This window comes from Terriglobus sp. 2YAB30_2 (genome assembly GCF_052114765.1).
Lineage (GTDB): Bacteria > Acidobacteriota > Terriglobia > Terriglobales > Acidobacteriaceae > Terriglobus.
This window is the reverse complement of the sequence record NZ_JBFRFJ010000013.1, coordinates 46,561-73,355: the sequence shown is the minus strand read 5'-3', so window position 1 is coordinate 73,355 and position 26,795 is coordinate 46,561. Positions and strand designations below refer to the sequence as shown.

The following is a 26,795-nucleotide window of genomic DNA, read 5'->3' as shown; positions in this document are numbered from 1 at the left end:
GCTCTATGAGAGCCTGGACCGGCCATAAGAAGAGGGTTATTCGAAGCTGTTCACAGGAAGCGTGAACGAGATGACCGTACCGCCGCCTGACTCAGCTTTACGGCTGCGGATCTGAATCCTGCCGCCATGTCTGGCGATGATCTCTCCGCTTACCCATAGCCCGAGACCCGAACCCTTTTCCCCTTTGGTTGTGAAGAAAGCGTCGAAGATACGTGCTTTGACTGCTGACTCCATTCCGGGGCCGGTATCGGCAACGGTGATGCGAACACGGTCTGTGCCGTCGGCGGAGGTGGAGACGCGGCGGAGCTGCAGCCGTAACTTCCCAGGCGTGCCGGCCATGGCATCAAGCGCGTTACTTAGCAGGTTGACCAGCACCTGGCGTATGTCTGAGGCGTGAATCAGAATGGCAGGCACGTTTGCGAAGTCTCGTTCTACCGTGATCTGCTGCTCGTTGAGCCGGCGGGCGAAGAGTGCCAGCGCAGACTCCAGCAGTTGTGATAGCGCGATGCGGGTCTGACGGTTGCTCTGACGATGGAACTGAAGGGTTTGTGTCGCAATCTGGGAGACGCGTTGAAGTTCATGCTGGGCATCTCTGAGGTATGACTGCGTCTCTTCATTGACTTCGCTGGAGGTTTCGGCCAGATAGATGAAGTTTGTTACGGCTTCAAGCGGATTGTTGATCTCATGGGCGATCATCGAGGCCAATTTGCCGACTGCTGCCAGCTTCTCGCTTCGGCGCAGGCTCTCTTCTGCTCTTCGCCGATCCGTAATGTCATCCACGGTTCCAATCGTCCCCATCGGCAGACCCGCTTCGTTGAAGAAGACGGTGGATCGGCCGAAGATCCATCGGGTCTCTCCATCGGGCAGCAGCAATCTGTATTCGATCTCGAAGGAAAATCCGCGGCTGCTTGCATCAGACCAGCCTTCGACAAGACGGGTGACGTCGTCTGGGTGGATGCGAGCGGTCCAGCCTCGTCCAAGGATCTCCGATTCATTCATGTGCCAGATCTCCTGGAGACGAGGGTTGGTATAGGAGACGTTCGCCTGCAGGTCGGCCTGAAAGATGCCTACCGGACTGGATGCGCTGAGACTGCGGAAGCGTGCTTCGCTGGCCCGAAGCGCTCGCTCTGCAGCCTTGCGATCGGTGATGTCGGAAGCTACGCCCACGATCTCTTTGACGGTTCCATCTTCGTGAAGATAAACACGTCCATGGCTCAGGACCCAACGTACTCCACCGTCGGGACGCACAAGGCGGTATTCCATCTTCGCCTCGGAGCCCTGCCGAATTGCCTCTGCCAAGACCTCTCGCCGCCGGACACGATCGTCGGGATGGATGAGTGATTCAAAGAGTTCTGGAGTGATGATGACTCCCGGCGAGACACCGGCTACGGCGTAACACTCCGCATCCCAATCAATGACATTGGCGGCAACGTTATAGGACCAGATGCCGAGATTCGCAGCTCCGGCGGCGAGGCGGATACGCTCCTCACTTCGGCGCAAGGCAAACTCGGTCTGCATTCTCGTTCGCCGTTCCGTTGCTGTTCGCAACTCACGCAGCACGACGAAGGGCAGGCGGGTGAGGTCGTCTTTCTGGAGATAGTCCTGCGCGCCTGCTTTCACCAGGGTGTCCATGTGCTCAGGGCAGGCCTTTCCGCAGATGAGGAGGAAGGGGAGTGCCGGGGCAAGCTCACGGACGATCTGAAGCGAAACCAGGACGGGGAGCTCCTGAACGGAATCTGCGCAGATGACGATATCCCAGCCGGAAGAAGCGAGTGCCCTTCTGAGCTGTGTTCCTGTAGCTGCGACGCGATAGGTATGCGGCAGGCCCGCTGACTCGAGCGCATGCCGGATCGGTAGGATATCCGCCTCGCGATTGTCAAGAAAGAGTACACGCAGCACGGCACATGACATAGAAACCTGGGCGACAGCTGACCTAGAACTCGGCACCTCAGATGCCCACAACGAATCGACGACAATCTTACCGCTTCATGACAGAAACGCCCTAGACCCATCTTTGATGGCATACCAACGCTCTTTGAGCGACACGTTTCATCAGGCCCGGTGCTATGATCGGCATGCTTCTGAGGAGCGGTGTTCACGCGCTCTGAACCTTCGTTCGATGTTACCGAAGAAGCCTCACATTCCATTACGGTTCAGCCCGGAGTTACCTTCCCATGACGATGTCTCGGTATGCGTTTGTCCTATTTGTTGCAACTTCGATCAAAAGCGTGGCGTTTGCCGCCCCCGCGTATCACTCGCCCTGGGATGCGCATCCAGTAAAGGAGACCAGCGCGGCATATAGCTGCCCGGAGCCGGCACATCTGCCCGTGGATTTTGTCACGGATGGCTTCTACGCAGACAACGATCCGACGCACTCCATCATTGATCCGGTGAAGCAGAAGGCATATGCGGAGTCCTCCGGTCCGGTAAAGCGCGAAGGTGATCTGATGGTCGCCGCGGCCGACGAGTTTCGAAAGACCGGATCTGCACAGGCGGCCAAGTGCGTCTTGCAGCACCTGGAAGTGCAGGCAAAAGAAGGTGCGCTGACAGGAAAGATGTCGTCCTCACAGGCCTACTTTGTCCAGGGATGGGTTGTGGGTGCGGAAGCCATTGCGTATCTGAAGGTCGGAGGGCCGGCAAAGACGACGGCGGCGCAGCGCACTTTGATTCTGCCATGGCTGGAGAAGGTGGGCGCGCAGACGATGAAGTTCTATGAGGACCGCGCGAAAGAGAGCGGCGGTAACAGAGCCCAGAACCACTTCTACTGGGCGGCAGTGGAACTGGCAGCCATCGGGATTGCGGCGAATAACCCCAGCGACTTTGATTGGGCGATGCAGCAGGCGAAAGCCGGGATCGCGGCAATCCGGCCCGACGGCACACTTGCGGAAGAGATGCGCCGTGGCAAGCGTGCCCTGCACTATCACCTGTATGCTGCATCACCGCTCGTGATGCTGGCAGAGCTTGGACTGCCGAACGGCGTTGATCTTTATGCGGAGGACGCCGGGGCGTTGAAGAAGTTGATTGCGATCTCGACGGCAGGTCTGGTCGATTCCTCGTTCTTCGATAAGCAGACGGGGATTCCGCAGGAGCGTCCTGATCCACCGACCGGGGAGGCGATCGGCTGGGCCGAACCCTACAATCGCCGTTTTCCCGATCCTGTCACGACAAAGCTACTCGCTGCGGCTCCTAGCCACAGCTACATGTACCTGGGCGGGCTTCCGCCACAATAATGGTTGTTCCGGTTTATGAGAGACAAAAGAGAAGAGGCCAGCTCAAAGCTGGCCTCTTTCCGTTGGAGTAGTGCTGGTTAGAAGGTCAGGCGAACACCGAGTTGCGTCTGGCGCATCGAATTTGCGCCAGTGATCTTGCCGTAGTTGGGTGAATTCAGGGTCGCATTCGGATTGCTGAGATTCACATTGTTCAGGACGTTGGTGAATTCGCCACGGAACTGCAGCGTGGTCTTCTCCCAGAGTGCAAAGTTCCGGAAGAAGGCAACGTCCACGGACTTCGATCCCGGGCCGTCCAGAGTATTTCGTCCTGTCGTGCCTTCGGTAGCGGTGGTTGGAGCAACGAATGCTGCCGTGTTGAACCAGGCATTGATGACGTCGTTCCGCGAACGGTGAGCATCAAGGTATGGGTTGCCGACGATATTAGGACGATCGTTGTTCGTACCATCAAGGTTGGTATCAGCACCGTTGGTGACGGTGAATGGAGCTCCACTGCGAAAGCGGACGATCGGAGAGACTTGCCAGCCATTGGCCGCGGTCTTGATGTAGCGGTTGTTGCCGTTGTAGTAGTCCAGCATCCACACGACGGAAGTGGTGAACATGTGGCGGTAGTCATTGTCAGAGCGGCCACGTTCCAGCCAGAGCTTCGTCTGGTTGGCCACGGAAGCGGTGCTGTTCTGCATGCCAAGGCTGGCCCAGTTCTTAGCCCACACGTAGAAGCTGCGCACCGTGAAGTGCTGACTCATGCGCTTGTTCRCCGTCACCTGCATCGCGTGATAGGCACTGGTCTGGTTGGAGCCGAAGATATTGATTCCCTGGTAGGTAATGGGAATGCCCTGGTAGTTGGTGGCCGTGCCGGTCGATAGCGGAGGATTCGGCTGGTACGGCCGGCGTTGATCGACGTTGCTGGTGGAAGGCGTAGCGGCGCCGACGTTCACCAGCATGGGGTAGTTGACGTCCGTTGTGTACGGAAGGTGCCGCCCCATGGCCCCAACGTAGCCCACGGAGGTTGCAAAGGTGGAGGTCCATTGTTGCTCGACGGTAAGGTTCGCCTGATAGGTCGACGTCCAGTCGAAGTTCGGATCCGTTCCAGGGACAGAGAACGGAGCGGTGAAGCGGGGAGCGGACGGTGTGTAGTTGTAGGGGAAAGGCGAGCCGCCCGCCACATTGGCGTAGGGATCGGTGATCGACTTCACGTTTGAGAAGGATGCCCGGAAGGAGAAGGGCTGACCGGCCGCTCCCCATTCGTTGCCGGAGATACTGCCCCAGAAGATACCGGCGCCACCGCGAACCGCGATCTTCGAGTTGCCAAAGACATCCCATGCAAAGCCGACACGGGGAGAGAAGTGATTCCAGTGGACCGGAACAATGCCGCGCGAGACACCCTTATCGCCAGGTACGAGCAATCCGATCGGAGCACTGGAGATGGTGGTTGATTGTTGACCGAACTTGAAGTTCTCCACCTTGTTGTCGGTGTCGACTGGAGGTGTCTGTATGTCCCAGCGCAGGCCGAGATTGAAGGTCAGGTTGGAGGTAATGCGGTAGTCGTCCATCAGGAACAGACCGGCATACCAGCTATTCATCCGCTGAATGCTAGGCGCGTCCTGGTTCATGGAATTGGGAAGTCCCAGGAGGAAGTCCGATAGAGCGTTGTAGCTGCGCGACTTCGCTGACGTGAAGTTGAAGATGCCGTAGTTGTTCAGCAGCGATTCCTGGATGTCTTTGTCGAGGGCTGCATTGCCGCCGAAACGAAGGGAATGTTTGCCCTTGGTCCAGATGATGGTGTCGCGCACCTCATAGTAGTTGGAGCCGGCGCGCGGGCCGGCGATGGCGTTACCGGCGGTGAAATAGCCACTGACGGCGATCTGAGGAAGCGATGGAGTCCCCTGAACCTGGAACTTCGAACCATACTCGCCGATCTGGTGTGCCGGGGTGTTCACACGGCCGCCCAGGTTGCGCGCAAATGAGATCCACGCCTGATTGATCAGTGTAGGGCTGATCGTATAAACGTGGCTTATGTTGGCATTCCACTGACGCCAGACATAGTTCTGCTGTGACCACGGCAGGTTGCCGCCGGCGTTCTGGGAGTTGATGCCCGCTGTTTCGAAGACTTCGCCGGTGAGCCTTTGGTTTGCGGTCAACTGGTGGTCGACCTTCATCAGGAATTCATCGGTGTTGTTCTGGTTGCGGATATATCCGGCGTACGTGTTGCCGGCGCCGTTCGGCAAGGGAATCGATGGCAGACCGTTGGCGCCCTTGAGGATGTTCTGCACTGTCGCGTCGAGGTCAGATGCCGGAATGATGTTGCCGGCGTACGGTTTGTTGGTCTTTGGGTTGCAGACGTAGAAGGTGGTCGATGTGCCGCTTTGACAGGAAGACGCCGCCGGCCCCGAAGGCAGATTCTCGCTGAAGTTACCCGACCGCTGGGCTGCTGAAGGAACCACGGCTGCACCGCTGCTGATCGGCGTTGTCGTGATCTGGCGCAGGCCACCATAGCTGAAGAAAAAGAAGGTCTTGTCGCGCTTGATCGGGCCGCCGACGGTACCGCCGAACTGATGGCGGTGCAACGGCTGCGCCGCAGGAGCGGACGCTACAAAGCTGCGGTCAAGAGCATTGAGGGCATTCTCTCGCCAGAACTCGAAAAGTGAGCCGTGAAAGGCGTTTGTGCCCGACTTGGTGATGACGTTGATGACGCCGTTCGGGAAGCGGCCATACTCTGCGCTGTAGTTATTGGTCTCCACACGGAACTCATTGACGGCGTCTGGATTAGGCTGCGTATTCCCGGTATTGCGCAGGCCCGTCATGTTCGTGCCGCCGTCCATGTAATAGCTGGTGGAACCGGCATTGCCGAGCATGACACCACCATTGATCTGAACAGTCTGCTGCGGAAAACCAAGAGTGTAGGAGGTGGTGTTCGTCTGTACGCCGGGAACCAGTGTCAACAGGTCATAGACGTTACGGTTCACGATGGGCAGATTGACGATCTCGCTGTTCTGCACTGTGGCGCCGACTACAGAATTCGTGACATTTACCAGCGGGACGTCCGAGTTGATGCTGATGGTCTCAGAAGTGTCGCCAATCTGGAGCGCCGCATTGACCGTGGCAAACTGCCCCAGGCTCAGGACGATGCCTGACTGTGCGAAGGTCTTGAATCCCTCAGCCTTGATGGTCAGGCGATATCCGCCAACCGGAAGCAGATCAATGCGCCAGGCTCCCCGGTCATTGCTGTCTGTGCTTTGGGTAAAACCGGTGTCTGTATTGACGGCGGTGATGTGAGCTTTCGGAATGAGCGCTCCGGTATTGTCCTGGACCTCTCCGGAAAGGGTCGCCGTGGTGAGCTGTCCAACGGCCATGGACGAGAAGAAAACGAGACACGTGGCCACACAAAGGATGCGTACTGCAGTTCGGATCATTGTTTTTATACCCCCGAGGGATGTTGGCCAGTCTGTTTGTCAGGATTTTCGATTGTCAAGGGTAAAAATTAATTCTCGTATATGGAATAAAGACAAGAATTGCAATGGAATCAAAAGGGTGCCAGTGCGCGCGTCGATATTCCAAAAGATGGAGAAATGTCCCGTTATTTGTAGATTTGACGTGCGGCAGGAAGCTATCGCGTATGAGAAAACGAACAGGTGAAAGACGTCGTTTCTCTCAATTTCTTCTGTCGCTAAGGAAAAACAACTCTTCATAAATGAAATAAGGGAGATTTCGTTTATTTAAAGCAAAACTGCCGCCTGGAGAGGCGGCAGTTGCAGGGTAATGGCGTTGCTCAGTATTAGCGGACGTGCTGCTCCTGATACGACGGCTCGGCCCACGCAGCGCCACCGGGATACTGATAGGTCTCCAGCGATTCCGGATAGATCTGAATGCTGTAGCCGGGTGCTTCCGGCAGAAGGTATCTGCCCTTGCGGATGTGGACAGGATGCAGGAAGTGCTCGTGGAGGTGATCGACGTACTCGATCACGCGGTTTTCGAGGCTCCGCGAGACACGAAGATAGTCGAAGAACGAGAGGTGCTGGACATACTCGCAAAGTCCTACACCGCCTGCGTGCGGGCATACCGGGATGCCAAACTTTGCCGCCATCAACAGGATAGCGATGTTCTCGTTGACTCCGGCGACGCGGCAGCTATCGATCTGGCAGACATCAATGGCTTCGGCCTGCATGAGCTGCTTGAACATCACGCGGTTATGGCAGTGTTCCCCAGTGGCAATGCGTGTCGGTTTGCACTCTCGGCGGATTCGCGCATGGCCAAGGATATCGTCAGGGCTGGTGGGCTCTTCCATCCACCAGGGCTCGAGCTCTTGCAACTGGTGAATGCGATCGATGGATTCGGAGACGCCCCACTTCTGGTTTGCATCGACCATCATGCGATTCTCCCAGCCGATCTCCTCGCGCACGATGCGTCCGCGGCGCAGGTCGTCCGCTGGATCGCCGCCAACCTTCAGCTTGAAGTGAGTCCAGCCATCGGCCAGGCCTTCATGGCACAGGCGCCTGATCTTCTCGTCGCTGAAGCCGAACCATCCGGCTGAGGTGGTGTAAGCCGGGTAACCTTCCGCCTGAAGCTGGGCAAGCCGTTCGCTTATGCCGGCCTTTCCGGCATCGAGGATCGCTTTCGCCTCGTCGCGGGAAATGGCGTCGTCGATATACCGGAAGTCGACTGCTGAAAGCAGCTGTTCGGTCTCCATCTCCGCAAGCAGCTTCCAAAGCGGCTTGCCCTCCACCTTGGCGTAAAGGTCCCAGACCGCATTGATCAGGGCGCCGGTGGCAAGGTGAATCACGCCTTTTTCCGGACCGAGCCAACGGAACTGGCTCTCATCGGTAAGCTCGCGGGAGAAGGCGGCAAAGTTGGAGACGATGGAGGAAAGTGTGCGGCCTTTGACGGTCCTGGCAAGGTAGTCGAGAGCCTGGACAACGATGTCTGTGCCGCGTCCGAGAGTAAACGTCAGCCCATGACCTTCCAGTCCGGAGTTTGTTTCCAGGATGCAGTAGGCGGCGGAATAGTCAGGATCCTTGTTGACCGCATCCGAGCCAATGGCCTCGCGAGATGTCGGGAAGCGAAGGTCGATAGTTCGTATACGTTCAATGCGAAGATCGTTCACGGTGTGTTCCTTCCACTAGTGGGTAATACCGGTTGCAGGTTGTGCTGTAGCTGCTTGTTCGGCGACTGGAATGCTTTTTGCCATCATCCACGCGTAGAGAACGACAAACAGATAGCAGACCGCTGTAACGGAATAACCGAGGGCATAACTGGAGTAGCGATGGGCGACATAACCGAGGAGCGGCGGAATAATAGCGCCGCCCACGACTGCCATGACAATGGTGGAGCCGCCAAGCTTCGCTGCTGGGCCGAGGTCCGACACGCCAACAGCGAAGATGGACGGAAACATCGGGGCCATAAAGAAGCTGGTTGCGAGAATCGCGCCCGCGCCCACCAGGCTGGGATGGGTGATGCAGACTGACAACAGGCACAGATTAATCACGGCATAGGCGAGAACCAACCGCATGGGCCGGATCCAGCGCATCAGGGCGGTTGCGGCGAAGCGGCCGACAGAGAATGCGATCAGATTTCCGATCAGCCAGTAAGCTGCCTTCTTCTCTGTAAGTGTCGTGTACTGACGGAGATAAGGGATCAGAGAGGACCATGTGCTGATCTGCGCTCCGCAATAGCAGAACTGCGCCGCCACAGACCACCACAGCCGCGGAGCATGCAACAGATCCGAAAACATCGCGGCTTCTCCGCCGGCAGCCTCCACAGATTGGTCGATAGCCGGGAAGCGGACTCGCCAGATCAGAAACGCCAGAAAGAAGACGACGCAGCCAAGTCCCAGATAGACCGGGACAACGCGCATGATCTCGCTATGCAGGTAGCTCTGATAGGTTCCCTGGAGCTTCATGGCCGCGACCTGCGCAGGCTTGAGCTCGATGCCGGAGAAGATGAAGGTGGCTCCGAGTATGACACCGGTAATCGTTCCGGGGGGATTGAATGCCTGAGAGAAATTGAGCCGCTGTACCGAGGTTTCAGAGGGGCCAAACTGCGCGATGAACGGATTGGCGGCGGTCTCAAGCACGGCTGATCCGCAGCCGACAAAGAAGAGGGCCGTCAGGAACGTCCAATACTTTCCGACGACGGCCGCCGGCCAGAACATCAGCATGCCCGTGCCGAAGAGAAAGAGTCCGCCCAGGATGCCCGCTTTGTAGCCGCGCCGCTCCATCAGGAAGGCTGCCGGCAACGCCATACAGAAATATCCAAAGAAGACAGACGTCTGTACCAACTGGGCCTGCATCTGCGTCAGCTCGAACGACTTCTGGAACTGCTGTACCAGGATGTCGGTGAGGTTATTGGACATGCCCCAAAGGAAGAAGAGGACGGTCACAAGGACAAAGACCGCCATGTTTCCCTTGGGGAAGATGCCCGGTGCGTGCGATTTCTGTGAAGCGGCCATCGTCAGATCGCCTTTCCCTGTGTTGAGAGTCTGGGCATGGAAATTTTGTAGGTGCGGCAGCAGGTTCCGGCAAAGAGGCTCTGTTGTTCGGAATCGCTGAGGGCGGCAAAGTACTGCCGCAGGAAGCCCCACCATTGTTTATAGTCCGTCGCCAACAGGCAGACAGGCCAATCTGACCCGGCCATGAGTCTGTCTGCGCCAAAGGCTTCAAGACAGACGTCGAGATAGGGCGCCAGTGTTTCGGTGGACCATGACTTCCAGTCGCCCTCCGTAACCAGGCCGGAGATCTTACAGACAACGTTGGGCCGTCTCGCCAGCTCGTGGAGATTGGCCGCCCAGGGCTCGATCTCCCGCGCGGCGATGCGTGGTTTGGCGGCATGGTCGACAACAAACTGCTGGTTGGGATGACGATCGACGAAGCGGATCGCCTCCTCGAGCTGATGCTGAAAGATGAGGATGTCGTAGATGAGGCCGCAGGTTTGCAGGCGCTCGATACCGCGGTTGAAGGCCGGTGCATCCAGAAAGCCGGCGGGCTCGGCCTGAACGACGTGGCGCAGACCCAGGAGCTTCGACTCCTGACTGAGCCGTTCCAGAAGCGCAGGGAAGCTGTCCTCCGCAATGGGAGCCCAGCCTACGACCCCGTAGAGAAAAAAATGCTGCGCCGCAAGCTTCAGCAGCCACTCCGTCTCCCCAATCGTTTGTCTCGCCTGCACTGTCACGGCCCCGTCGACGCCAGCCTCTTCCATCCTAAGCTCCAGATCCGATGGAAGAAAATCCCGTCGCAGTTCCGGCATTTCCGGGGAGATCCAGTCATACTGGATCTCGTCATACTCCCAGAGATGGTGGTGTGCATCCACGCAGACTTGCCTGGAATTGCTGTCATGAGGCTTGGTGGAATCCGAAGGCATCGTGTCAGGCAGACTCCAAAATCACATTTGCATACTGGATCGTTTCTGCCGTCCGGATCAGGCCGATGGCATGTGGAACCCGCTTCTTGAAATCGATGTGTGGTTCCCAGCCGATGGGAGGAAGAAGCGATGTGAACCGCGCCACGGTAGCTGCGTCGTTCATCTCCTGGAACTCCCGTGCCATCCAGCATTTTCCGGCAACGAAGTTAGGAAGCAACGCCTGAAGCACATCGGTCACGCTGGGAATGTTGTCCACCAGGGATATGTCCACTGTCTCAATCATCGGCCAGTAGGGAAAGCCACGGTCGGCGATGACGAGAGTATTGGTGTGTCTGACCCTGCTAAGCAGCGAATTGATATGAGGATTGAGGATTCCGGTTCGCAGCATACGTTCAACGCTTTCTGGTCATACCGATAGCGGTTAACGGTGCGGACAGTGACATCTCGTCCTTCGGCAGGGAGAGATGATGCGGTAACGCAACCGTCAGGCTGCCCAAACAGATGGCAGTGAGCATGTTATCGCACTCCAATGTCACGCTTGCTCCAACATGGGCGCGTTCAGACTGCCCCTCGGTAAATTGCTGGCAGTTTATGTTTTTCCATTGTATTTCGTCAATAAAAATATTTTTTCGCATACGGTAATCTGCCCAACTATTTCTCAGCCTGCGAAACGCCGGATTCTTATTTGGCAAGCGGTCTTTTGCGATGCTATAACTCCGGGAATGACAACTGGAATGCCATCCTCTCCATTTCGCCTTGAAGGGAAATCTGCGGTCGTTACGGGCGGTGCAAGCGGCATCGGCAATGCGATCGCCACTGCCTTCGCCGAGGCCGGAGCACGCATCACTCTTCTCGATATCAATCCCGCGCAGTTAGAGGCCGCGGCTGTGGCGATTCCGGGGGCAAGCGGTATTCCGTGCGATGTAAGTGACCCAGCGCAGGTGCAGCAGGCATTTGCAGCGATCGGCGAGGCAGGTGGAACCGACATCCTGGTAAACAGTGCCGGCGTTTCACATATCGGAACGCTGCTTTCGACCGATGTCGCCTCGTTTGACCGTCTGTTCCGGATTAATGTTAAAGGCTCATACCTGGTGATGCAGTCCGCGGTTGCCCAGATGGTCGAGAAGAAGAGCGGAGTGATTCTGAATATGGCGTCGATTGCCGCCACTGCCGGGCTGTCAGACAGATTCGCGTATTCCATGAGCAAGGGAGCCGTACTGTCGATGACACTCTCTGTTGCAAAGGACTACCTGCAGCACGGCATTCGGTGCAACTGTATCTCGCCTGCACGTGTGCACACGCCGTTCGTCGACGATTTCTTGGCGCGTAACTACGCCGGCAAAGAGGCGGAGCAGATGGCCCGTCTGGCAGCCGCCCAGCCGGTCGGCCGCATGGGGACTCCCCAGGAGATCGCGCTTCTGGCGCTATATCTCTGTTCGGACGCTTCGTCGTTCGTGACCGGTGCCGATTATCCGATCGATGGTGGCTATTTCAATCTCCGCTAAAGGGCGCATATGGATCTGGGACTTAAGGGGAAGGTGATTGCCGTCACCGGCGGGGGCTCTGGCATCGGCGAGGGAATCACCCGTGCATGTCTGGCCGAAGGCGCCAGGGTGGTGATACTAGGCCGTGTAACATCGGCCGTGCGGCAACTGATGGAAGATGTGGACCAGAAAGGTCTGCCCTGCGAGCTGGTTGAGCTGGAACTGGGAGAGACCCGCCAGTGCCGGACGGCGATCGACCATATACAGGCCAAATATGGTGAACTCTTCGGCCTGGTCAATAACGCCGGAGCGAATGATGGAATCGGCCTTGAAAATGGCACGCCGGAGCGGTTTATGGAGAGCCTGCAGCAGAACCTGCTGCACTATTACGCTCTGGCCCAGTTCGCATTGCCTCTTTTAAAGGCGTCGGTAGGCGCGATCGTGAATATCAGCTCGAAGGTCGCGATGACGGGGCAGGGCGGAACCTCAGCCTATGCGGCCGCCAAGGGAGCACAGCTTGCCCTGACCCGCGAATGGGCGGCGGAGCTGCTGCCATACGGTATCCGGGTAAATGCCGTGGTGCCGGCGGAAGTGATGACCCCTCTATATCAAACCTGGCTGAAGACTGTAGGCGATCCCGAGAAGGAGCTGTCGCGCATCAAATCCCGCATTCCCCTTGGTCATCGGATGACGACCATCGAGGAGATCGGGGCGCTGGCCGCCTTTCTGCTATCTCCCACGATGTCTGGCCATACGACCGGGCAACATCTCAGCGCTGATGGCGGCTATGTACATCTGGACAGAGCCCTTACCTAGCAGGCAGGGCGGATGTGCGCTAGAGCATTTCCCTGTAGGTGTCGTGTAGGGGTTCCACATCTATGGGCGTTTTCCGTAATGAAAACGCCACTGCACGCCCCCTCACGGGCTACCCAGCAACAGGGAAATGCTCTAAAGTATCCAGATAACTCGCCATGAGCCTTAAACAGACCGCCAAGCAGACCAGCCCGCGCACCAAGCGCAACCTCAAAAACGATTATGCCGCGCCCGCCCTCGACAAGGGGCTCGACGTAATCGAACTTCTGGCTCATCAGACCGTCGGTCTGAGCATGAGCCAGATCGCGCGTGAGTTGAACCGCAGCGTCTCAGAGATCTTTCGCATGTTGCTCTGTCTGGAGCATCGGGGTTACATCGCACAGGCGGGGGCGGAGAAGTATTCCTTGACTCTGAAGCTCTTCAAGCTAGTGCAGGAGCATCCGCCTACCGAGCGTCTGATCAGCGAGGCATTGCCGGTCATGCACCGGCTGGCGTCGCAGACCATGCAGTCCTGCCATCTGGGTGTGGTCGAGAGCGGTCGTGTCGTGATTCTGGCGCAGGTCAATGCGCCTACTTCCGTCGGCTTTTACGTCAAGCTTGGCTCGACCGTGGACATCATGGAAGCTTCGTCCGGATACGTCATTCTGGCTCATCAGAATAAGGCGGAGCAGGAGCGGACCCTGACGGAGTGGCAGCGTGAGACCGGCCGCAAACCGCCGAAGAACCTCGAAGCCCACCTGGCGCTCATCCAGAAGAAGGGTTTTGAGAAGCGCGAGAGCTACCAGGTACGTGGCGTCGTCAACTTCAGTTTCCCCGTGCTCGATCACACCGGCTCAGCCATCGCGGCGATCACCATTCCGTACATCGACCACATGGACGCTCATATCTCGCCGGCAAGCATTACGGAGATGCTGCGTGCCGGAACGCAGGAGGTGTCGAAAGCGATCGGACTGCACGTCTAGGAGCATTTTCCCTGCTGCTGGGTATCCCGGAAGAGGAGTGCGGCGGCGTTTTCATTGCGGAAACGCCCATAGATGCGGAAGCCCTACTCTATACCTACAGGGAAAATGCTCTGATCGCTTTCGACGTCCGATTAAGCGCTGCGCATGTGCTCGTTCATGATGAGGAAGGCTCCCAGGCCATGGAAGTCGTCCGTACGGCGCGGGCGGTTGTAGTAGTACGCGAGGTCGCCTACATTGGTGCCTTCGCAGATATTGGCGATATGGCCAAATCCGTCATCGTCCTTTGAAAGTTGCGTGAGTACGCCTTTGTAGCCTTTGACCGCGACGTCGGCATAGCGTTTTGCAATATAGCCACGTTTGGCCGCCATCGACATAGTGTAGGTGTACATGCACGAGCTTGAGGTCTCGCGCCAGTTGTTCGGATCGTCGCCTTTGTCCAGAATCTGAAACCAGAGGCCGGTCTCCTTGTCCTGGTAGCGGCTGTAGGCCTCGCAGAGCTGACGAAGCTGGGCAATCAGCTTTTCCCGTTGCGGATGGGAGTGAGGCATAAGTTCGAGAACCTCGATCAGGGCCATGCCGAACCATCCAATCGCGCGGCACCAGAAATAGGCCGAGTGATGCGTGGTGGGATCTGCCCATGGCTGCGCTCCGGACTCGTCATAGGCATGGAACATCAGGCCCGACTTCGGATCATTGAGGTGGCTGGCATAGATCTGGAACTGCTTTGCCGCTTCGTCGAGCGTATATTTGCTCTCTCCGTAGGCCGTGCCGTAGCGCACCAGGAACGGCATTCCCATAAAGATGCCGTCGAGCCATAGCTGGTGCTGGCGAGAGAGTGCGTGCCAGAAGCCGCCGTCCTCGGTGCGCGGATAGTTGTCGAAGGTGTGGCGAATGGTGTCGGCGGCGGTCTTGTACTTCTTCTGTCCGGTCTCCTTATGCAGGATGAGCAGGAGATTGCCGGGCAGCACATAGTCGAGCGCGGTGATCGGACGATCAATCACGCCCTCATCGTTGACGTGCTTATCGACCCAGCCCTGGATGTAGTTCAGATACTTCTTTTCCTTGGTTCGCTTATAGAAGAGATATTGCCCATAGAGGAAGAGGGAAACGGCATAGCCCCAGCCGCTCAGGTTGCGAGGGTCCGGTGTGCGGTGCAGCATGCCATCGATCACAAGGCGAGACCAGTCGGGCTGAGCTGAGGGCTTTTCCGCCTTCATCGCCCATGCGGAACGATGCAGGCCTGTGGTGAGCAGAGGCGCGGCTGCGAACAGTTTGAACGATTCTCTTCGAGTGAAATCTGTCATGTTTGTCTTCCTTTTGGGCAGGTAGCGATAAGGTTGCCGATGACCTGGCGATATTACGAAGCGGGCAGCGTGCTGCGCTTCTGATACAAAGCCGCCGGGAGTCGCCTAGTGATTTCGGCTCCCGGTGGCAGGTTGGAGGGACCATGCCAGCTAGACGCCGGCGCGCGGTTTTTCTTTCCGAACGCGGATGTTGTCCTGGGCCGGCTCGCCGTCGCATTCGATTGCAATGGTGGTTACCGGAGAGTCCGGCGCCTTCTCCGGCAGGTCGGTGAACTTGACGTGCCACTCATTCTGGGTGAAGGTTATGGGCTTGCCGGTCTTGAGGAACTTTGCGCTCTTCACCTTCACGCTAAGTCCTCCGATCGCGATGTACTCGCCCGGCCAGAAGTGAACGTGCATGTAGAGCGTCTTTCCTTTCCGCGTGAAGCTGGCGTAGTTGGAGCGGCGCGGCTGGCAGAGATCACTGCCGTAGATGCTTTCTCCATTGGCGGCCATCCAGTCACCGACTTCGGTGAGAATGCGTACCGACTCCTCCGGGATGGAGCCATCCGGCTTGGGGCCGATATTCAACAGGTAGTTTCCACCATCGCGGGCGCAAGTGATCAGGTTGCGGATGACGGTCTTGGAGGTCTTCCAGGCATCGTCGGCCCGCTGGTAGCCCCAGCTATCGTTCAAGGTCATGCACGACTCCCAGGCACGGCCACCGGTCTCCGCGACGATCTTCTGTTCCGGAGTGGAGAAGTCTCCATCGAGCTTGTTCCGGTTGTTGACCACGATCTCCGGCTGCAGTTTGAAGACCATCTCATTCATCCGCTTGGACTCCCATCCGTCAGCGTCCAGTGGCCAGGGAACGTCGTACCACAGGACGTCGATCTTCCCGTAGTTGGAGAGGATGTCATGGATGAGGCCGTGGGTATATTCCACGAACCGTTTACGGGCAGCCTCGTCGGTGGCGCAGTGGGCGCCGTCCGGATGGTGCCAGTCCATCAGCGAGTAGTAGAAGCCGACGCGGAGCCCTTCGGCCCGGGCTGCATCTACGTATTCCTTGACGATGTCGAAGCCGGGCCCTTGTTTGACCGCGTTGTAGTCCGTGAGCTTGGTATCGAAGTTGCAGAAGCCCTCATGGTGCTTCGTGGTCAGAACCATGTACTTCATGCCAGCGCGCTTTGCCAGTTTGGCCCACGCGCGAGGTCCGGTACGGGATGGCTTGAACGACTTCGCATGCGCCATGTACTCCTCGATCGGCGGGGCTTCGTTCTCCATGTTCCACTCGTGCCGCATGATGCTGCTGTAGACGCCGAAGTGGATGAACATGCCGAATTTTGCTTCGTGCCACCACTGCAGGCGCTGCGTGCGGGTTTCATCCCCGGGCTGCGTTTTTCCGGTGTAGGCCTGATTGGAGATGGTCTGCTGGGCGAAGCCGAATTTTGGAGCCGCGAGACCGGCGATCGAAGCAGCGGTCCCGAGCAGCGCCTGCCGGCGATCGAAAAGTTTCTTACTGAGCACGAAGGTTCCTCCTGAAGCAATGTAAGACGGTTAGCTGTGGGCGATTGGCGATTGTCAAATATGAAAAGCATTTTTCATGAACCATCGATCGATGGTCAACGAAATCCTTGTGCGGGGCAGATTTTTCTCAGGGGGAAGGAGGAAAGCCCCAAAAATGTATACGTGTGCAGGAAACAGTGTCAAGAAAGATTTGCTGCTTTCTGAGGGGCTGAAGGGCGTTCGGCATATCCTCCGGTAACCAGGCATTTCTGAGGCGATTCATTCCTGAAAGCCTGTTTTTACAGAGAAAATTTTCCATTGACAAAGGCTGAATAGATCACGCACGATGATGCCCGCTCCTCTGAATGCATAAATACGTTTCGCGAGTTGTATACGTATTCATACCCACTGGCTCTGACCGACATCTGGGGCGCGAAAGGAAGTTGTAATGATCAGATCGTTTTTGAGGCCATTTCTTCTGCTGGTGTTGCTCGCGACCACTGTCTCCATTTCCGCACAAAGCACCAGCGGCCAGATCAGCGGTCACGTTGTAGACCCATCTGGCGCCAACATTGTCGGAGCTACCGTACAGCTCCTTAACTTGCAAACCGGAGAGGTGCGCGAGGCTAAAACCGCCGAATCGGGCGATTTTGTCTTTCCCGCCGTCCAACCCGGTCAGTTCAAGGTCAGAATCGCCCTCATCGGATTCAAGGCCTACGAAAAAGAGAACCTGAACCTCAGCGCCAACGAGCGTCTCTCCGCCGGTAACATTACCCTGGCCGTCGGCGCACAGTCAGAGACGGTTGAGGTCCAGGCAGACCGGACGCCTGTGCAGACTGAGAGCGGCGAACGCTCGGCCCTGCTCGACTCGAAGGAGCTGTCCACCCTGATGACGGCGGGGCGCGACGTGACAGCGCTGCTTCGCGTTCTTCCCGGTGTGGTTAAGGATGGCGGCGGCGCAAGCCAGCTCGGAACACAGAGCGCGGGTACGATCAATGGCGTACGCGGCGACTACAACAGCCTGAGTATCGATGGAACCACGGGAAACACGCGTGGCGGTCCGAACCTTGACACACCGATGAACTATGACGCGATCGGCGAAGTAAAGGTGCTTCTGGGCAACTACCAGGCAGAGTACGGTCAGGCCGCCGGTTCAGTGGTACAGATTGTGACCAAGTCGGGTTCGAAAAGCTTTCACGGCTCGGCCTACTACTACAACCGTAATGAAGCCTTCAACGCCAACGACTACTTCAATAAGAACAAGACCTATGTGCCTCGCCCGATAAGCCGCTACAACACCATCGGCTATAACGTCGGCGGACCTTTCTTCATTCCCGGTCTTCTCAATGAGAGAAAAGACAAGATCTTCTTCTTCTTCTCGCAGGAGATCTGGCCCACCAAGAAGCCTGGAACACTACGCCAGTTCATGATGCCGACAGCGTTGGAGCGCCAGGGTGACTTCTCGCAGAGTGTCGATAAGAGCGGCAATCAGGTCTATATCAAGGACCCGACATCTTCGTCGACAACCTGCTCCAAGGCGAACACGTCGGGATGCTTTCCGGGCAATAAGATCCCAACCAGCCGCATCGACCCTGACACGCAGAAACTGATGAGCATTCTGCCTTTGCCGAACGCGAGCGGCACAATTGGTGGTGGCCTCTATAACTACGTCAATCAGGGCGTAACCAAGAACCCTGTAAACCAGCAAGTGCTGCGCGTTGACTACAACCCCTTCACCCAGTTGCACACCTACTTCCGCGGAACGCATATGACGACCACGAATGATGGTCCGAATGCGGCAGCGGTCAACGCGCTGATGCAGTGGGGAGTACCGTTCTTTTATTCCACGCCTTCGAGAAATGCGACCTTAAACGTCACCTATATTCCAACCCAGACACTGATCAACGAACTCAATGTCGGCTTTGCGAGCTGGAACGAGACAACAGGTCTTTCCAATTCTGCCGATATCGCCAAGTTCCAGAAGGACAAGCTGGGCATCAATCTTGGGCAGTACAATCCGGCCATCAATCCGCTGAAGCTGGTGCCGCGAGCGAGCTTTGCAGGCAGCACTGGATTCTCGATCGCCAACTCGCCGTCGATTCTGTTTGACAACCGGTTCCCGCTCTCGGACGATACACGTTCCTGGCAGGTAACGGACGGTATCACCAAAGTCTTCAACCGTCATACGCCGAAGGCAGGTATCTACTATCAGAAGGGCCTCTATATCCAACGGCACACGGGTGCGACCTTCGATGGACAGTTCTCTTTCGACACGAACTCCTCGAATCCGAACGACACCGGTTATGCCTACGCCAATGCCGTCGCCGGTTACTACAACTCCTACACAGAGGGGAGCAATACGACCGACTATGCTCCGACGTGGAAGGTGCTGGAGTGGTATCTGCAGGATAGCTGGAAGGTGGTTCCTAGCCTGACCCTGGAATATGGTGTCCGGTTCAGCTATGACCTGCCGACGACTCTGAAGCCGGGGAATGGCGCTGGTTACGTCCCCAGCCGGTACAACAGTGCAAAGGTGCCGAGACTCTATACGCCGTATCAGGACCCGAAGACCAAGACACGCTATGCTGTCGATCCTGGAGCCGGCACGCCCGGATCTTCCGGAAATCCTTTGTTGCCTGTTGTCTATATCGGACAGTTTGTGCCGAACTCCGGTGACTTCTTCAATGGCACAGTAGTGAACACCGACACCAGCTATCCGGCATCTCTGCGCAATAGTAATGGTCTACTGGTGGCTCCCCGTTTCGGTTTTGCATACAGCCCTTTCAACAACTCAAAGACCGTAATTCGCGGTGGAACCGGACTGTTCTACAACATGCGTGAAGGCGGCGGTACTGTTGGCGACTATTCATTGATAGGACCGATCGTCATCAACCCTGTGCAGAACTATGGGGATGCCCGTCAGTTTGCCAACAACTGCTCCGGCTCCGCGTGCAGCGGTGCTGGTATCTCGACGATCAGCCCGCAAGATACGCGAATTCTTCAGCCGAACAGGCCGCTGGAGACCATCTTCAATGGAACAATTGGCATACAGCAGGCCATCAACGGAGGCACGGTCATTGACGTTGCCTACGTCGGTACCTTCGGACGCCACCTGAGCGAGCAGTACAACACGAATCTGGTGCCGTATCTTTCGCACTTCCAAGCGAAGAACATCGACAATACGGTCGCCGCGACTACGGTGCTTGGCAACGTTTCACAGCCGGTTCCACTGAACGATAACTTCTTCCGTCCAACTCCGGGCTACGGCGCGATCAATCTTCGTTCATACTCGGGTACGTCCAACTATCACTCGCTGCAGGCACAGCTGACTCGCCGCTTTGCCAAGGGGCTGCAGTTCGGTGTGGTGTACACCTGGTCGAAGGCCATGACCGACGCGGATGCTGTGAACGGAACGGTGGCGACCTACCAGGACCGCCGTTTCTGGAATTACTCCCTGGCCAGTTATGACCGCACCAACAACTTTGTCGTTCACTGGCTGTGGGATCTTCCGAAGGGCAGTGCTCTGTGGTCAAACTGGGCTACGAAGGCCGTGCTGGATAACTGGCAGTACTCCGGTATCGCGGAGCTTGTCAGTGGAACTCCGTACGGTATCACGCTCAACACCTCTGGCATCGACCTGACCGGCGGCGGAGATGGTGCACGTGCTGTAGTAACTGCTAACCCTGTTCTTCCAAAGAACAAGAGGACAGTCACGCAGTATTTCGACACCAGCACCTTCGTTTTGCCGACGTATAAGGCGGTACCCGGACCCGACACGCCAGGTATTACACGTAATATCGTCTTCCGCGGGCCCGGAACGAACAACATGGATATGGCCCTCAACAAGAATGTTCCCATCCGCGAGGGCATTCTCTTCCAGCTCCGCTGCGAGGCCTATAACGTATTCAACCATGCATCGTTCAATGCCATCGATAACACGGCACGTTTCAATACGAACGGCACAACCAACTTTTCTACCTTCGGAAATCTGACCGGCGATCGCGGTCCACGCCAGTTGCAGCTCTCCGGACGCATCAACTTCTAGACGTTGGTTACCTCTTGGGTCACGGCTTCCGAACAGCCGTGACCCCCTTTTTTATCTATAGATCTCTTCGGCCGGAACCAATAAAGGGCTTTGTCATGTCTCTGTTGCATCGGATTTCTGTGTTCGGCGCTACTGCTCTGGCGCTTTGTTTTGCTTCATTCTGTGCGCATGCACAAAATAGTTCTAACCAGCTTGCCCAGCGGCCACCGATGGGGTGGAATAGCTGGAACCATTTTCGGAATAAGGTGGACGATGCCGTCATCCGCGCGCAGGCGGAGGCGATGGTCTCCAGCGGTATGCGCGATGCCGGCTACGTCTACATCAATATCGATGACACCTGGGAAGCGGGCCGGGACGCCAACGGCAACATCCAGACGAACAGCAAGTTTCCGGATATGAAGGCGCTTGCTGACTTCGTTCACAGCAAAGGTCTGAAGCTGGGCATCTACTCTTCGCCCGGAAGCCAGACGTGTGCGAAGTTTGAAGGTAGTCTCGGCCACGAGGAACAGGATGCGAAGGCCTATGCCGCCTGGGGAATCGACTATCTGAAGTATGATCTCTGCGGTTTGAAAGAGCAGATGAAGGCGGCAGCGAGTCCTGAAGAAGCTCACAAGATCATGATCGATGCCTATAAGAAGATGGACGTCGCGCTTCGCAACACAGGAAGGCCGATTGTTTATAGCCTCTGCCAGTATGGCCAGGACGCCGTGTGGCGTTGGGGCACTGAGGTCGGTGGCAACCTGTGGCGGACGACGGGCGACATCTCCGACAAGTACGCCAAGATGGCGGAGATCGGTTTCAGTCAGGCTGGGCTTGCGCGCTTTGCAGGACCCGGGCATTGGAATGATCCGGACATGCTGGAGATCGGCAACGGCGGCATGACGACGGACGAGTATCGGACCCATATGAGCCTTTGGGCGATTCTCGCGGCGCCGCTGCTCGCCGGGAACGATCTCTCCTCGATGACTCCGGAGACGCTAGCCCTGTTGACGAATAAGGAAGTCATCGCCGTCGATCAGGACGCGGCAGGGAAGCAGGGGGATCGAGTCAGCACCGAGGGGCCGATTGAGGTCTGGTCGCGCCACCTCGCCGATGGATCGCAGGCGGTGGGTATCTTCAATCGGCACCACACCGCTCTCACAACGACAGTCGACTTCCGCACCTTGGGCTTTACCGGCCCGGTAAAGGCGCGTGATCTGTGGAAGGGGGAACTCAAGAATCTGAATAGTTCCTTCCAGACTACCGTTCCTGCACACGGAGTCATTTTCTTGAAAGTATCGCAGTAGAGCATTTTTCCTGTAGGTGTAGTGTAGGGGGGCCGCATCTATGGGCGTTTTCCGTAATGAAAACGCCGCTGCACTCCTCTTTCGGAATACCCAGCAACAGGGAAAATGCTCTAGCAACCACAACAGGGAGCTCACGATGGATGCATTTCGCAGAGACTTTTTGAAGCTTGTGGGCACAGGTGTTGCCGGAGCATTAGCGCCAGCCGTCGTCGGAGCGCGAGCCATGGCGGCACCGGCTCCGACGACCACTGCAGGTTCACTCTTCGATGTCAGAAAATATGGAGCGAAAGGGGATGGTAAGACGATTGATTCGCCTGCCATCAATCGCGCCATCGAGGCAGCAGCTGCCGCGGGAGGTGGAACGGTCGTATTCCCGGCGGGTGTGTATGCCAGTTATTCGATTCGTTTGAAGAGCAATATCGTTCTGTACATCGAGCAAGGCGCAACCATTCTTGCAGCAAGTACACCGCTGGAAGGTGGGACGGATGGGTATGATCCTCCGGGTGAACGGCAATCCTGGGAGGAGTACCAGGACTACGGTCATAACCACTGGCACAACAGCCTGATCTGGGGCGAGGGGATTCATGACTTCGCGATCCTCGGTACCGGCCTGATCTGGGGTAAGGGACTCAGTCGCGGACTATCGGATAAGGATCGCCCTAAAGCCGACAAGCCAGGAGCGGGTAACAAGGCGATAGCACTCAAGAACTGCTTCAATGTTGTTCTTCGCGACTTCTCGATCCTTGAGGGAGGACACTTCGGCATCCTCGCCACAGGCGTCGATAACCTCACCATCGATAATCTGAAGATCGATACCAATCGCGACGGCATGGATATCGACTGCTGCCGCAACGTGCGTGTATCGAACTGCAGCGTTAACTCCCCGTGGGACGACGGTATCTGCCCCAAAAGCTCGTTCGCCCTGGGATATGCTCGTGCCACTGAGAATGTCACGATCACCAACTGCTATGTGACCGGCGGCTATCAGCTTGGGACGTTGCTGGATGGAACCTTCAAGCGGCATCCACCTGAGTTCAAGGTCGTTCCAACCGGCCGCATCAAGTGTGGAACGGAGTCGAATGGTGGTTTCAAGAACATCACCATCTCCAACTGCGTCTTTGAAAGCTGCCGCGGTTTTGCTCTCGAATCGGTCGATGGAGCGCTGCTGGAAGACATCACCTTCGTCGGCATTACGATGCGGGACATCCGTAACTCACCGATCTTCTTGCGGCTTGGCACCAGAATGCGTGGGCCGGTTGGAACCCCTGTAGGCACGCTCAAGCGCGTGATCATGAGCGGCATTACCTGTTATGGAGCGAATACGGAGCTGTCTTCTATCATCAGCGGTGTTCCTGGGCACTATATCGAAGATGTGAAGGTTAGCGACGTCTATATCCATCAGCGTGGTGGTGGCACTTCGGAGATGGCAGCGCTTCAGCCTGTAGAAAAGCCGAACGACTATCCGGAACCAAGAATGTTCGGCACGCTGCCGGCACATGGTTTCTTCGTACGCCACGTGAGGAACATCGATTTCAGCAATGTCGAGATCATCTCCGAGAAGGCGGATGCCAGGCCTGCCTTCTGGATGAATGATGTCGATGGTGTGGATTGCTTCCGTATCAAGACGAAGGCGCCGGAAGGATCAGCCTTTCATCTCCAGGATGTCAGTGATTTCCGCGTCTTTGGCTGCAAGTCGATCAAAGACGTTCGAGAGGAAAAGATCGACAAACGGGACATCTAAAAAGAGAAACGGCCCTCATGAGAGCATGAGGGCCGTTCACTTTTGGGTCTCGGTTAAGCCCGGACTTTTACCGTTCCGTCGCTTGCACTCGCAGCATACTTCACAAGTTTCGCCGAGGCAACATCGCCTCCGTCGAGTGTGATCTTCTCTGAGCCTGAACCTTCCACCTGAAGATATGTCTGCGGTGCACCCTTCATCCGTGGATCTGTCAGAAGGACTTCCTTGCTGTTGATGAAGCGTACAGCAGATTCCGTCTGGCTGTCGGCTTCGACATTCAAGCCGCGGATGGAAGCATCTACGACGCGATCAAAGATGACCGCCGGCCGCAGGTCCGACGAGGCCAGCCGGAACTTTACGTTCTCGACGGTCAAACCGTGGACTCCCCGGGCATAGAGCCCATAGGCAGGCATCGGCCCCATCATGAAGTACTCGCCGGCGATCTCAGGAAGGTCTCTGCGGGCAGCATCCTCTGCGGTTCCGCCACCACCGAAGGTGAGATTGATATTGGAGAGCGAGACGTTCTCCATCGTCGCGCCCCCACTGCAGGTGAGCGTGATGCAGGAGTGCTTCTCTCCGGGATTGTAGCCACTGGTGACTTTTGCCTCCGCAAGCTGCGGGGGATCGGTGGTTACTGTGCCTTGGATATTGCTGAAAGAGACATTGCGGAGGACGGCAGGTGCGCCTGATTCCTCACGAGGAGCAGTGGCCATATCGTCGGTGCGTGGCGCGTTGGCGCGAGGCTGCCGTGGACCAACACCGACGTGGATCGGACCGGTTACTTGATCGAGAGTGATATTGGAGAAGTTGATGTTTTCATAGCTGGAGCCCGGGTTTCCCTGGAACTTAATCGGGCATCCGTACACCTGCATCAGAACGCAATTGGAGACGGTGATATTACGCGGAGAACCGCCCCCGAAGCGGAAGACCGACCAGCGTGTACTGAAGATAGAGTTGGTGATCGCGACGTTGTGGCAGCTTCCGAAGAGAGCGCATGCATCGTCCTGGCAGAGAATGATGCAGTTATTAACGGTGACATACTGCGCACTGATGAAGTGAAAACCGTCGTTGTTGCCGTTCACCCGGTTATGAATATAGATGCCGTCCATGTGGACGCGCTTGCTCTGGATGACCCGGATGCTGTGGTACGCGCAGTCAAGGAGATCGATATCGCGTACGCGGAGGCCTTCACAACGATAAGCCAGGATATGGTATGGGCGGCTGTTTCCGCCCAAACCGCTGGGCGGCTTTTGGCCACGGACCGGGGAATGGAACTGGTAGCCCTGGCCATCGATCGTTCCCGGGCCTTCAACGGTGACGTTGGTGGCATTGACAGCATAGAGCAATGCCCAGTTGCCATCGATCAGTGTGGTATCTCCGCTAAGCGGAATGGCGTCAACGGCGTGATACTGCTTTCCGTCCGCCGATCCCAGCAGTTTGCCGGATGCCGCAATATGCAGCGTGACGTTGCTCTTCAGCTCCACGGTACCGATCTGGAAGGTGCCTGCTGGAACAAGAACCGTGCCCCCGCCATCGTGGTTGCACGCATCGATCGCCGCTTGCAGGGCTTTGGTGTCCAGCGCGACGCCGTCACCCTTCGCGCCATAGCTGCGAATGTTATAGACGCGGCTGCCAAGATCGATGTCGCTTCGCGACGGAGCTGCTGCATGAGCCTGCTTCGGAAGCATGTCGAAGGCAGCTCCCGCGGCAAGGGCTGTCAGAGGGGCTTTTTCGAGCCACTGACGGCGAGTGAGACGAGCAGGCGTACCTTGTGCGGAAGAAAGATAATTTTCAGGCATGGAATGGTGTCCGGATCGAAGAAATTCGAGGTGGGACAACGATAGATGTATTCGTATACATGAGTCAACCTATAAACTAGGTTCAGTCGGTGAATTTCGCCGTAATTTCCGCACTTTGGAGAGTGCCTTCCACATGGACATGCGAGACATTGCGAAGATCGCAGGCGTATCCAGCGCAACGGTCTCACGAGTCATCAATGGATCGTCCCTCGTTCGCCCTGAAACTGCAGAACGCGTGCAGCGGGTGATCGAGAAGACGAACTTTGTGCCGAATGGAAGTGCGACGACTCTGAAGTATGGCCGCAGCAGCACCTTCGGTCTCATCATTCCCGACATTACCAACCCGTTCTTCCCGGAACTGATTCGTTGCTTCGAAGCCATCCTGGTCTCTAACGATCAGGACATGCTGATGGCGACGACCGACTTTCAGCCGGCAAAGCTGCAGCGGACTATTCGCCGGATGCTGATCCGAAAGGTCGATGCGGTTGCCCTGCTTGCGGCAGAGATTGAAACGCAGCCGATCGAATCGCTCATCCATAATCGTGTCCCGCTTGTCACTCTCGACCGTCGCAGTATTGCGCGAGGCGTAAGTGATGTGGCCGTGGAATACCTAAGTGGCATGAAACAGGCAGTGGAGCATCTCAAGCGGTTGGGGCATCGCCGCATTGGATATATCGGTGGTTCGCTTGGGCTGACGATCTCAGAACATCGTGTCGAGGGCTTCCGCACTGCAATCGAAGAGGCCGGATTGAAGTACGATCCGAAGTTTGTTCTGCCGGGGAATTACCGGATCAGCGGCGGAGAAGCGGGCATGCGCGAGATCCTTGCGATGAAAACGCGTCCGACTGCCATTCTGGCGACGAACGATCTTACGGCGATTGGAGCCATGCGAGTGGCACGTGCACAGGGCGTTGGCATTCCCGAAGAGATCTCGATCATCGGATTTGACGACATTGAGCTGTGCGAGATCGTTTATCCCGCATTGACGACGCTGCGCCTGCCGCGGCAGGAACTGGCGCAGGCGCTCTTCCGGGCGCTCGATGTACTGGCGAAGCATCCCCATGGAAGAGGACATCAGTCCATGGTGAGTACCACGCTCGTGATCCGGGACTCCACGGGGCCGGCTCCTCGCGATCGAAAGCCGGCCGGCAAGTAGTTTGAACTCACTGCAGAGCTGATACTCCCGACTTGCCCGCTTATCGCGTTTCAGATCGTGAAACGATCCATGAGAAGAATGCTGTAATGCGGAATGTACCCATTCTTACCCGTACGGCGCATTCATGCGTGCGGAACGAATAC

Annotated in this window: 18 protein-coding genes; 8 read left to right on the top strand and 10 right to left on the bottom strand. The window is 56.9% G+C overall.

Translation table 11 applies throughout. The features are described 5' to 3' along the window. Nucleotides 1–36 precede the first annotated feature (36 nt). Nucleotides 37–1,911, bottom strand: coding sequence for a PAS domain-containing protein (locus tag AB4Y89_RS18190; RefSeq protein WP_442302359.1), 1,875 nt, complete (start codon nucleotides 1,909–1,911; stop codon nucleotides 37–39). A gap of 263 nt (nucleotides 1,912–2,174) precedes the next feature. Between AB4Y89_RS18190 and AB4Y89_RS18185 the strand changes: the two genes are divergently transcribed. Further along, on the top strand, nucleotides 2,175–3,230 hold the full coding sequence (locus tag AB4Y89_RS18185; protein ID WP_442302358.1) for an alginate lyase family protein: 1,056 nt from the start codon (nucleotides 2,175–2,177) through the stop codon (nucleotides 3,228–3,230). 77 nt (nucleotides 3,231–3,307) lie between these two features. Here the strand turns inward: AB4Y89_RS18185 and AB4Y89_RS18180 are convergent, their stop codons facing one another. The 6 genes from AB4Y89_RS18180 to AB4Y89_RS18155 form a co-directional block, all read right to left on the bottom strand. Next, nucleotides 3,308–6,610 (bottom strand): carboxypeptidase regulatory-like domain-containing protein, encoded by a 3,303-nt coding sequence (locus AB4Y89_RS18180; protein ID WP_442302357.1) that lies wholly within the window; start codon nucleotides 6,608–6,610, stop codon nucleotides 3,308–3,310. A 392-nt stretch (nucleotides 6,611–7,002) separates the two neighbouring features. Next, a complete protein-coding gene (locus AB4Y89_RS18175) occupies nucleotides 7,003–8,328 on the bottom strand; it encodes an enolase C-terminal domain-like protein (RefSeq protein ID WP_442302356.1) in 1,326 nt (441 codons plus the stop codon). 15 nt (nucleotides 8,329–8,343) lie between these two features. Continuing rightward, nucleotides 8,344–9,672: an L-fucose:H+ symporter permease gene (gene fucP, locus AB4Y89_RS18170; RefSeq protein ID WP_442302355.1), complete on the bottom strand. Its 1,329-nt coding sequence runs from the start codon at nucleotides 9,670–9,672 to the stop codon at nucleotides 8,344–8,346. Nucleotides 9,673–9,674: 2 nt separating this feature from the next. Continuing rightward, nucleotides 9,675–10,580 (bottom strand): amidohydrolase family protein, encoded by a 906-nt coding sequence (locus AB4Y89_RS18165; protein ID WP_442302354.1) that lies wholly within the window; start codon nucleotides 10,578–10,580, stop codon nucleotides 9,675–9,677. A gap of 4 nt (nucleotides 10,581–10,584) precedes the next feature. After that, complete coding sequence (locus AB4Y89_RS18160) at nucleotides 10,585–10,968, bottom strand: RbsD/FucU domain-containing protein (protein WP_442302353.1); 384 nt, start codon at nucleotides 10,966–10,968, stop codon at nucleotides 10,585–10,587. Between the two features lie 4 nt (nucleotides 10,969–10,972). Then, complete coding sequence (locus AB4Y89_RS18155) at nucleotides 10,973–11,215, bottom strand: hypothetical protein (RefSeq protein ID WP_442302352.1); 243 nt, start codon at nucleotides 11,213–11,215, stop codon at nucleotides 10,973–10,975. 99 nt (nucleotides 11,216–11,314) lie between these two features. Here AB4Y89_RS18155 and AB4Y89_RS18150 point away from each other — a divergent pair, with 99 nt between their 5' ends. From AB4Y89_RS18150 to AB4Y89_RS18140, 3 genes are all read left to right on the top strand, one after another. Then, nucleotides 11,315–12,085 (top strand): SDR family NAD(P)-dependent oxidoreductase, encoded by a 771-nt coding sequence (locus AB4Y89_RS18150; protein ID WP_442302351.1) that lies wholly within the window; start codon nucleotides 11,315–11,317, stop codon nucleotides 12,083–12,085. A 9-nt stretch (nucleotides 12,086–12,094) separates the two neighbouring features. Continuing rightward, the gene (locus AB4Y89_RS18145; RefSeq protein WP_442302350.1) at nucleotides 12,095–12,880 is read left to right on the top strand and encodes an SDR family oxidoreductase; all 786 of its coding nucleotides are present in this window, start codon (nucleotides 12,095–12,097) and stop codon (nucleotides 12,878–12,880) included. A 155-nt stretch (nucleotides 12,881–13,035) separates the two neighbouring features. Then, the gene (locus AB4Y89_RS18140; RefSeq protein ID WP_147647462.1) at nucleotides 13,036–13,839 is read left to right on the top strand and encodes an IclR family transcriptional regulator; all 804 of its coding nucleotides are present in this window, start codon (nucleotides 13,036–13,038) and stop codon (nucleotides 13,837–13,839) included. Nucleotides 13,840–13,970: 131 nt separating this feature from the next. Here AB4Y89_RS18140 and AB4Y89_RS18135 read toward each other — a convergent pair whose 3' ends face one another. After that, nucleotides 13,971–15,143, bottom strand: a complete 1,173-nt coding sequence (locus AB4Y89_RS18135) for a glycoside hydrolase family 88/105 protein (RefSeq protein ID WP_442302349.1) — start codon at nucleotides 15,141–15,143, stop codon at nucleotides 13,971–13,973. Between the two features lie 150 nt (nucleotides 15,144–15,293). Beyond that, a complete protein-coding gene (locus tag AB4Y89_RS18130; RefSeq protein WP_442302348.1) occupies nucleotides 15,294–16,649 on the bottom strand; it encodes an alpha-L-fucosidase in 1,356 nt (451 codons plus the stop codon). 427 nt (nucleotides 16,650–17,076) lie between these two features. Here AB4Y89_RS18130 and AB4Y89_RS18125 point away from each other — a divergent pair, with 427 nt between their 5' ends. The 3 genes from AB4Y89_RS18125 (at nucleotide 17,077) to AB4Y89_RS18115 (ending at nucleotide 23,700) form a co-directional block, all read left to right on the top strand. Further along, on the top strand, nucleotides 17,077–20,673 hold the full coding sequence (locus AB4Y89_RS18125; RefSeq protein WP_442302347.1) for a carboxypeptidase regulatory-like domain-containing protein: 3,597 nt from the start codon (nucleotides 17,077–17,079) through the stop codon (nucleotides 20,671–20,673). A gap of 95 nt (nucleotides 20,674–20,768) precedes the next feature. Next, on the top strand, nucleotides 20,769–21,959 hold the full coding sequence (locus tag AB4Y89_RS18120) for a glycoside hydrolase family 27 protein (RefSeq protein WP_442302346.1): 1,191 nt from the start codon (nucleotides 20,769–20,771) through the stop codon (nucleotides 21,957–21,959). A 136-nt stretch (nucleotides 21,960–22,095) separates the two neighbouring features. Beyond that, nucleotides 22,096–23,700 carry a rhamnogalacturonidase gene (locus AB4Y89_RS18115; RefSeq protein WP_442302345.1) on the top strand — a complete coding sequence of 535 codons (1,605 nt, stop codon included), beginning with the start codon at nucleotides 22,096–22,098 and terminating at the stop codon, nucleotides 23,698–23,700. Nucleotides 23,701–23,753: 53 nt separating this feature from the next. On the opposite strand, the gene AB4Y89_RS18110 is transcribed toward AB4Y89_RS18115, so the two are convergent. Continuing rightward, entirely contained in the window at nucleotides 23,754–25,496 is a 1,743-nt protein-coding gene (locus AB4Y89_RS18110; protein WP_442302344.1) for a glycoside hydrolase family 28 protein, read from the bottom strand. Nucleotides 25,497–25,629: 133 nt separating this feature from the next. Between AB4Y89_RS18110 and AB4Y89_RS18105 the strand changes: the two genes are divergently transcribed. Further along, nucleotides 25,630–26,652, top strand: a complete 1,023-nt coding sequence (locus tag AB4Y89_RS18105) for a LacI family DNA-binding transcriptional regulator (RefSeq protein WP_442302343.1) — start codon at nucleotides 25,630–25,632, stop codon at nucleotides 26,650–26,652. The last annotated feature ends 143 nt before the right edge of the window (nucleotides 26,653–26,795 follow it).

What these genes read in the sequence shown, in the direction of transcription:
- AB4Y89_RS18190 (WP_442302359.1), bottom strand. Translation starts at nt 1,911, where the DNA reads ATGTCATGTGCCGTGCTGCGTGTACTCTTTCTTGACAATCGCGAGGCG.
- AB4Y89_RS18185 (WP_442302358.1), top strand. Translation starts at nt 2,175, where the DNA reads ATGACGATGTCTCGGTATGCGTTTGTCCTATTTGTTGCAACTTCGATC.
- fucP (WP_442302355.1), bottom strand. Translation starts at nt 9,672, where the DNA reads ATGGCCGCTTCACAGAAATCGCACGCACCGGGCATCTTCCCCAAGGGA.
- AB4Y89_RS18165 (WP_442302354.1), bottom strand. Translation starts at nt 10,580, where the DNA reads ATGCCTTCGGATTCCACCAAGCCTCATGACAGCAATTCCAGGCAAGTC.
- AB4Y89_RS18160 (WP_442302353.1), bottom strand. Translation starts at nt 10,968, where the DNA reads ATGCTGCGAACCGGAATCCTCAATCCTCATATCAATTCGCTGCTTAGC.
- AB4Y89_RS18155 (WP_442302352.1), bottom strand. Translation starts at nt 11,215, where the DNA reads ATGCGAAAAAATATTTTTATTGACGAAATACAATGGAAAAACATAAAC.
- AB4Y89_RS18150 (WP_442302351.1), top strand. Translation starts at nt 11,315, where the DNA reads ATGCCATCCTCTCCATTTCGCCTTGAAGGGAAATCTGCGGTCGTTACG.
- AB4Y89_RS18145 (WP_442302350.1), top strand. Translation starts at nt 12,095, where the DNA reads ATGGATCTGGGACTTAAGGGGAAGGTGATTGCCGTCACCGGCGGGGGC.
- AB4Y89_RS18140 (WP_147647462.1), top strand. Translation starts at nt 13,036, where the DNA reads ATGAGCCTTAAACAGACCGCCAAGCAGACCAGCCCGCGCACCAAGCGC.
- AB4Y89_RS18135 (WP_442302349.1), bottom strand. Translation starts at nt 15,143, where the DNA reads ATGACAGATTTCACTCGAAGAGAATCGTTCAAACTGTTCGCAGCCGCG.
- AB4Y89_RS18125 (WP_442302347.1), top strand. Translation starts at nt 17,077, where the DNA reads ATGATCAGATCGTTTTTGAGGCCATTTCTTCTGCTGGTGTTGCTCGCG.
- AB4Y89_RS18120 (WP_442302346.1), top strand. Translation starts at nt 20,769, where the DNA reads ATGTCTCTGTTGCATCGGATTTCTGTGTTCGGCGCTACTGCTCTGGCG.
- AB4Y89_RS18115 (WP_442302345.1), top strand. Translation starts at nt 22,096, where the DNA reads ATGGATGCATTTCGCAGAGACTTTTTGAAGCTTGTGGGCACAGGTGTT.
- AB4Y89_RS18110 (WP_442302344.1), bottom strand. Translation starts at nt 25,496, where the DNA reads ATGCCTGAAAATTATCTTTCTTCCGCACAAGGTACGCCTGCTCGTCTC.
- AB4Y89_RS18105 (WP_442302343.1), top strand. Translation starts at nt 25,630, where the DNA reads ATGGACATGCGAGACATTGCGAAGATCGCAGGCGTATCCAGCGCAACG.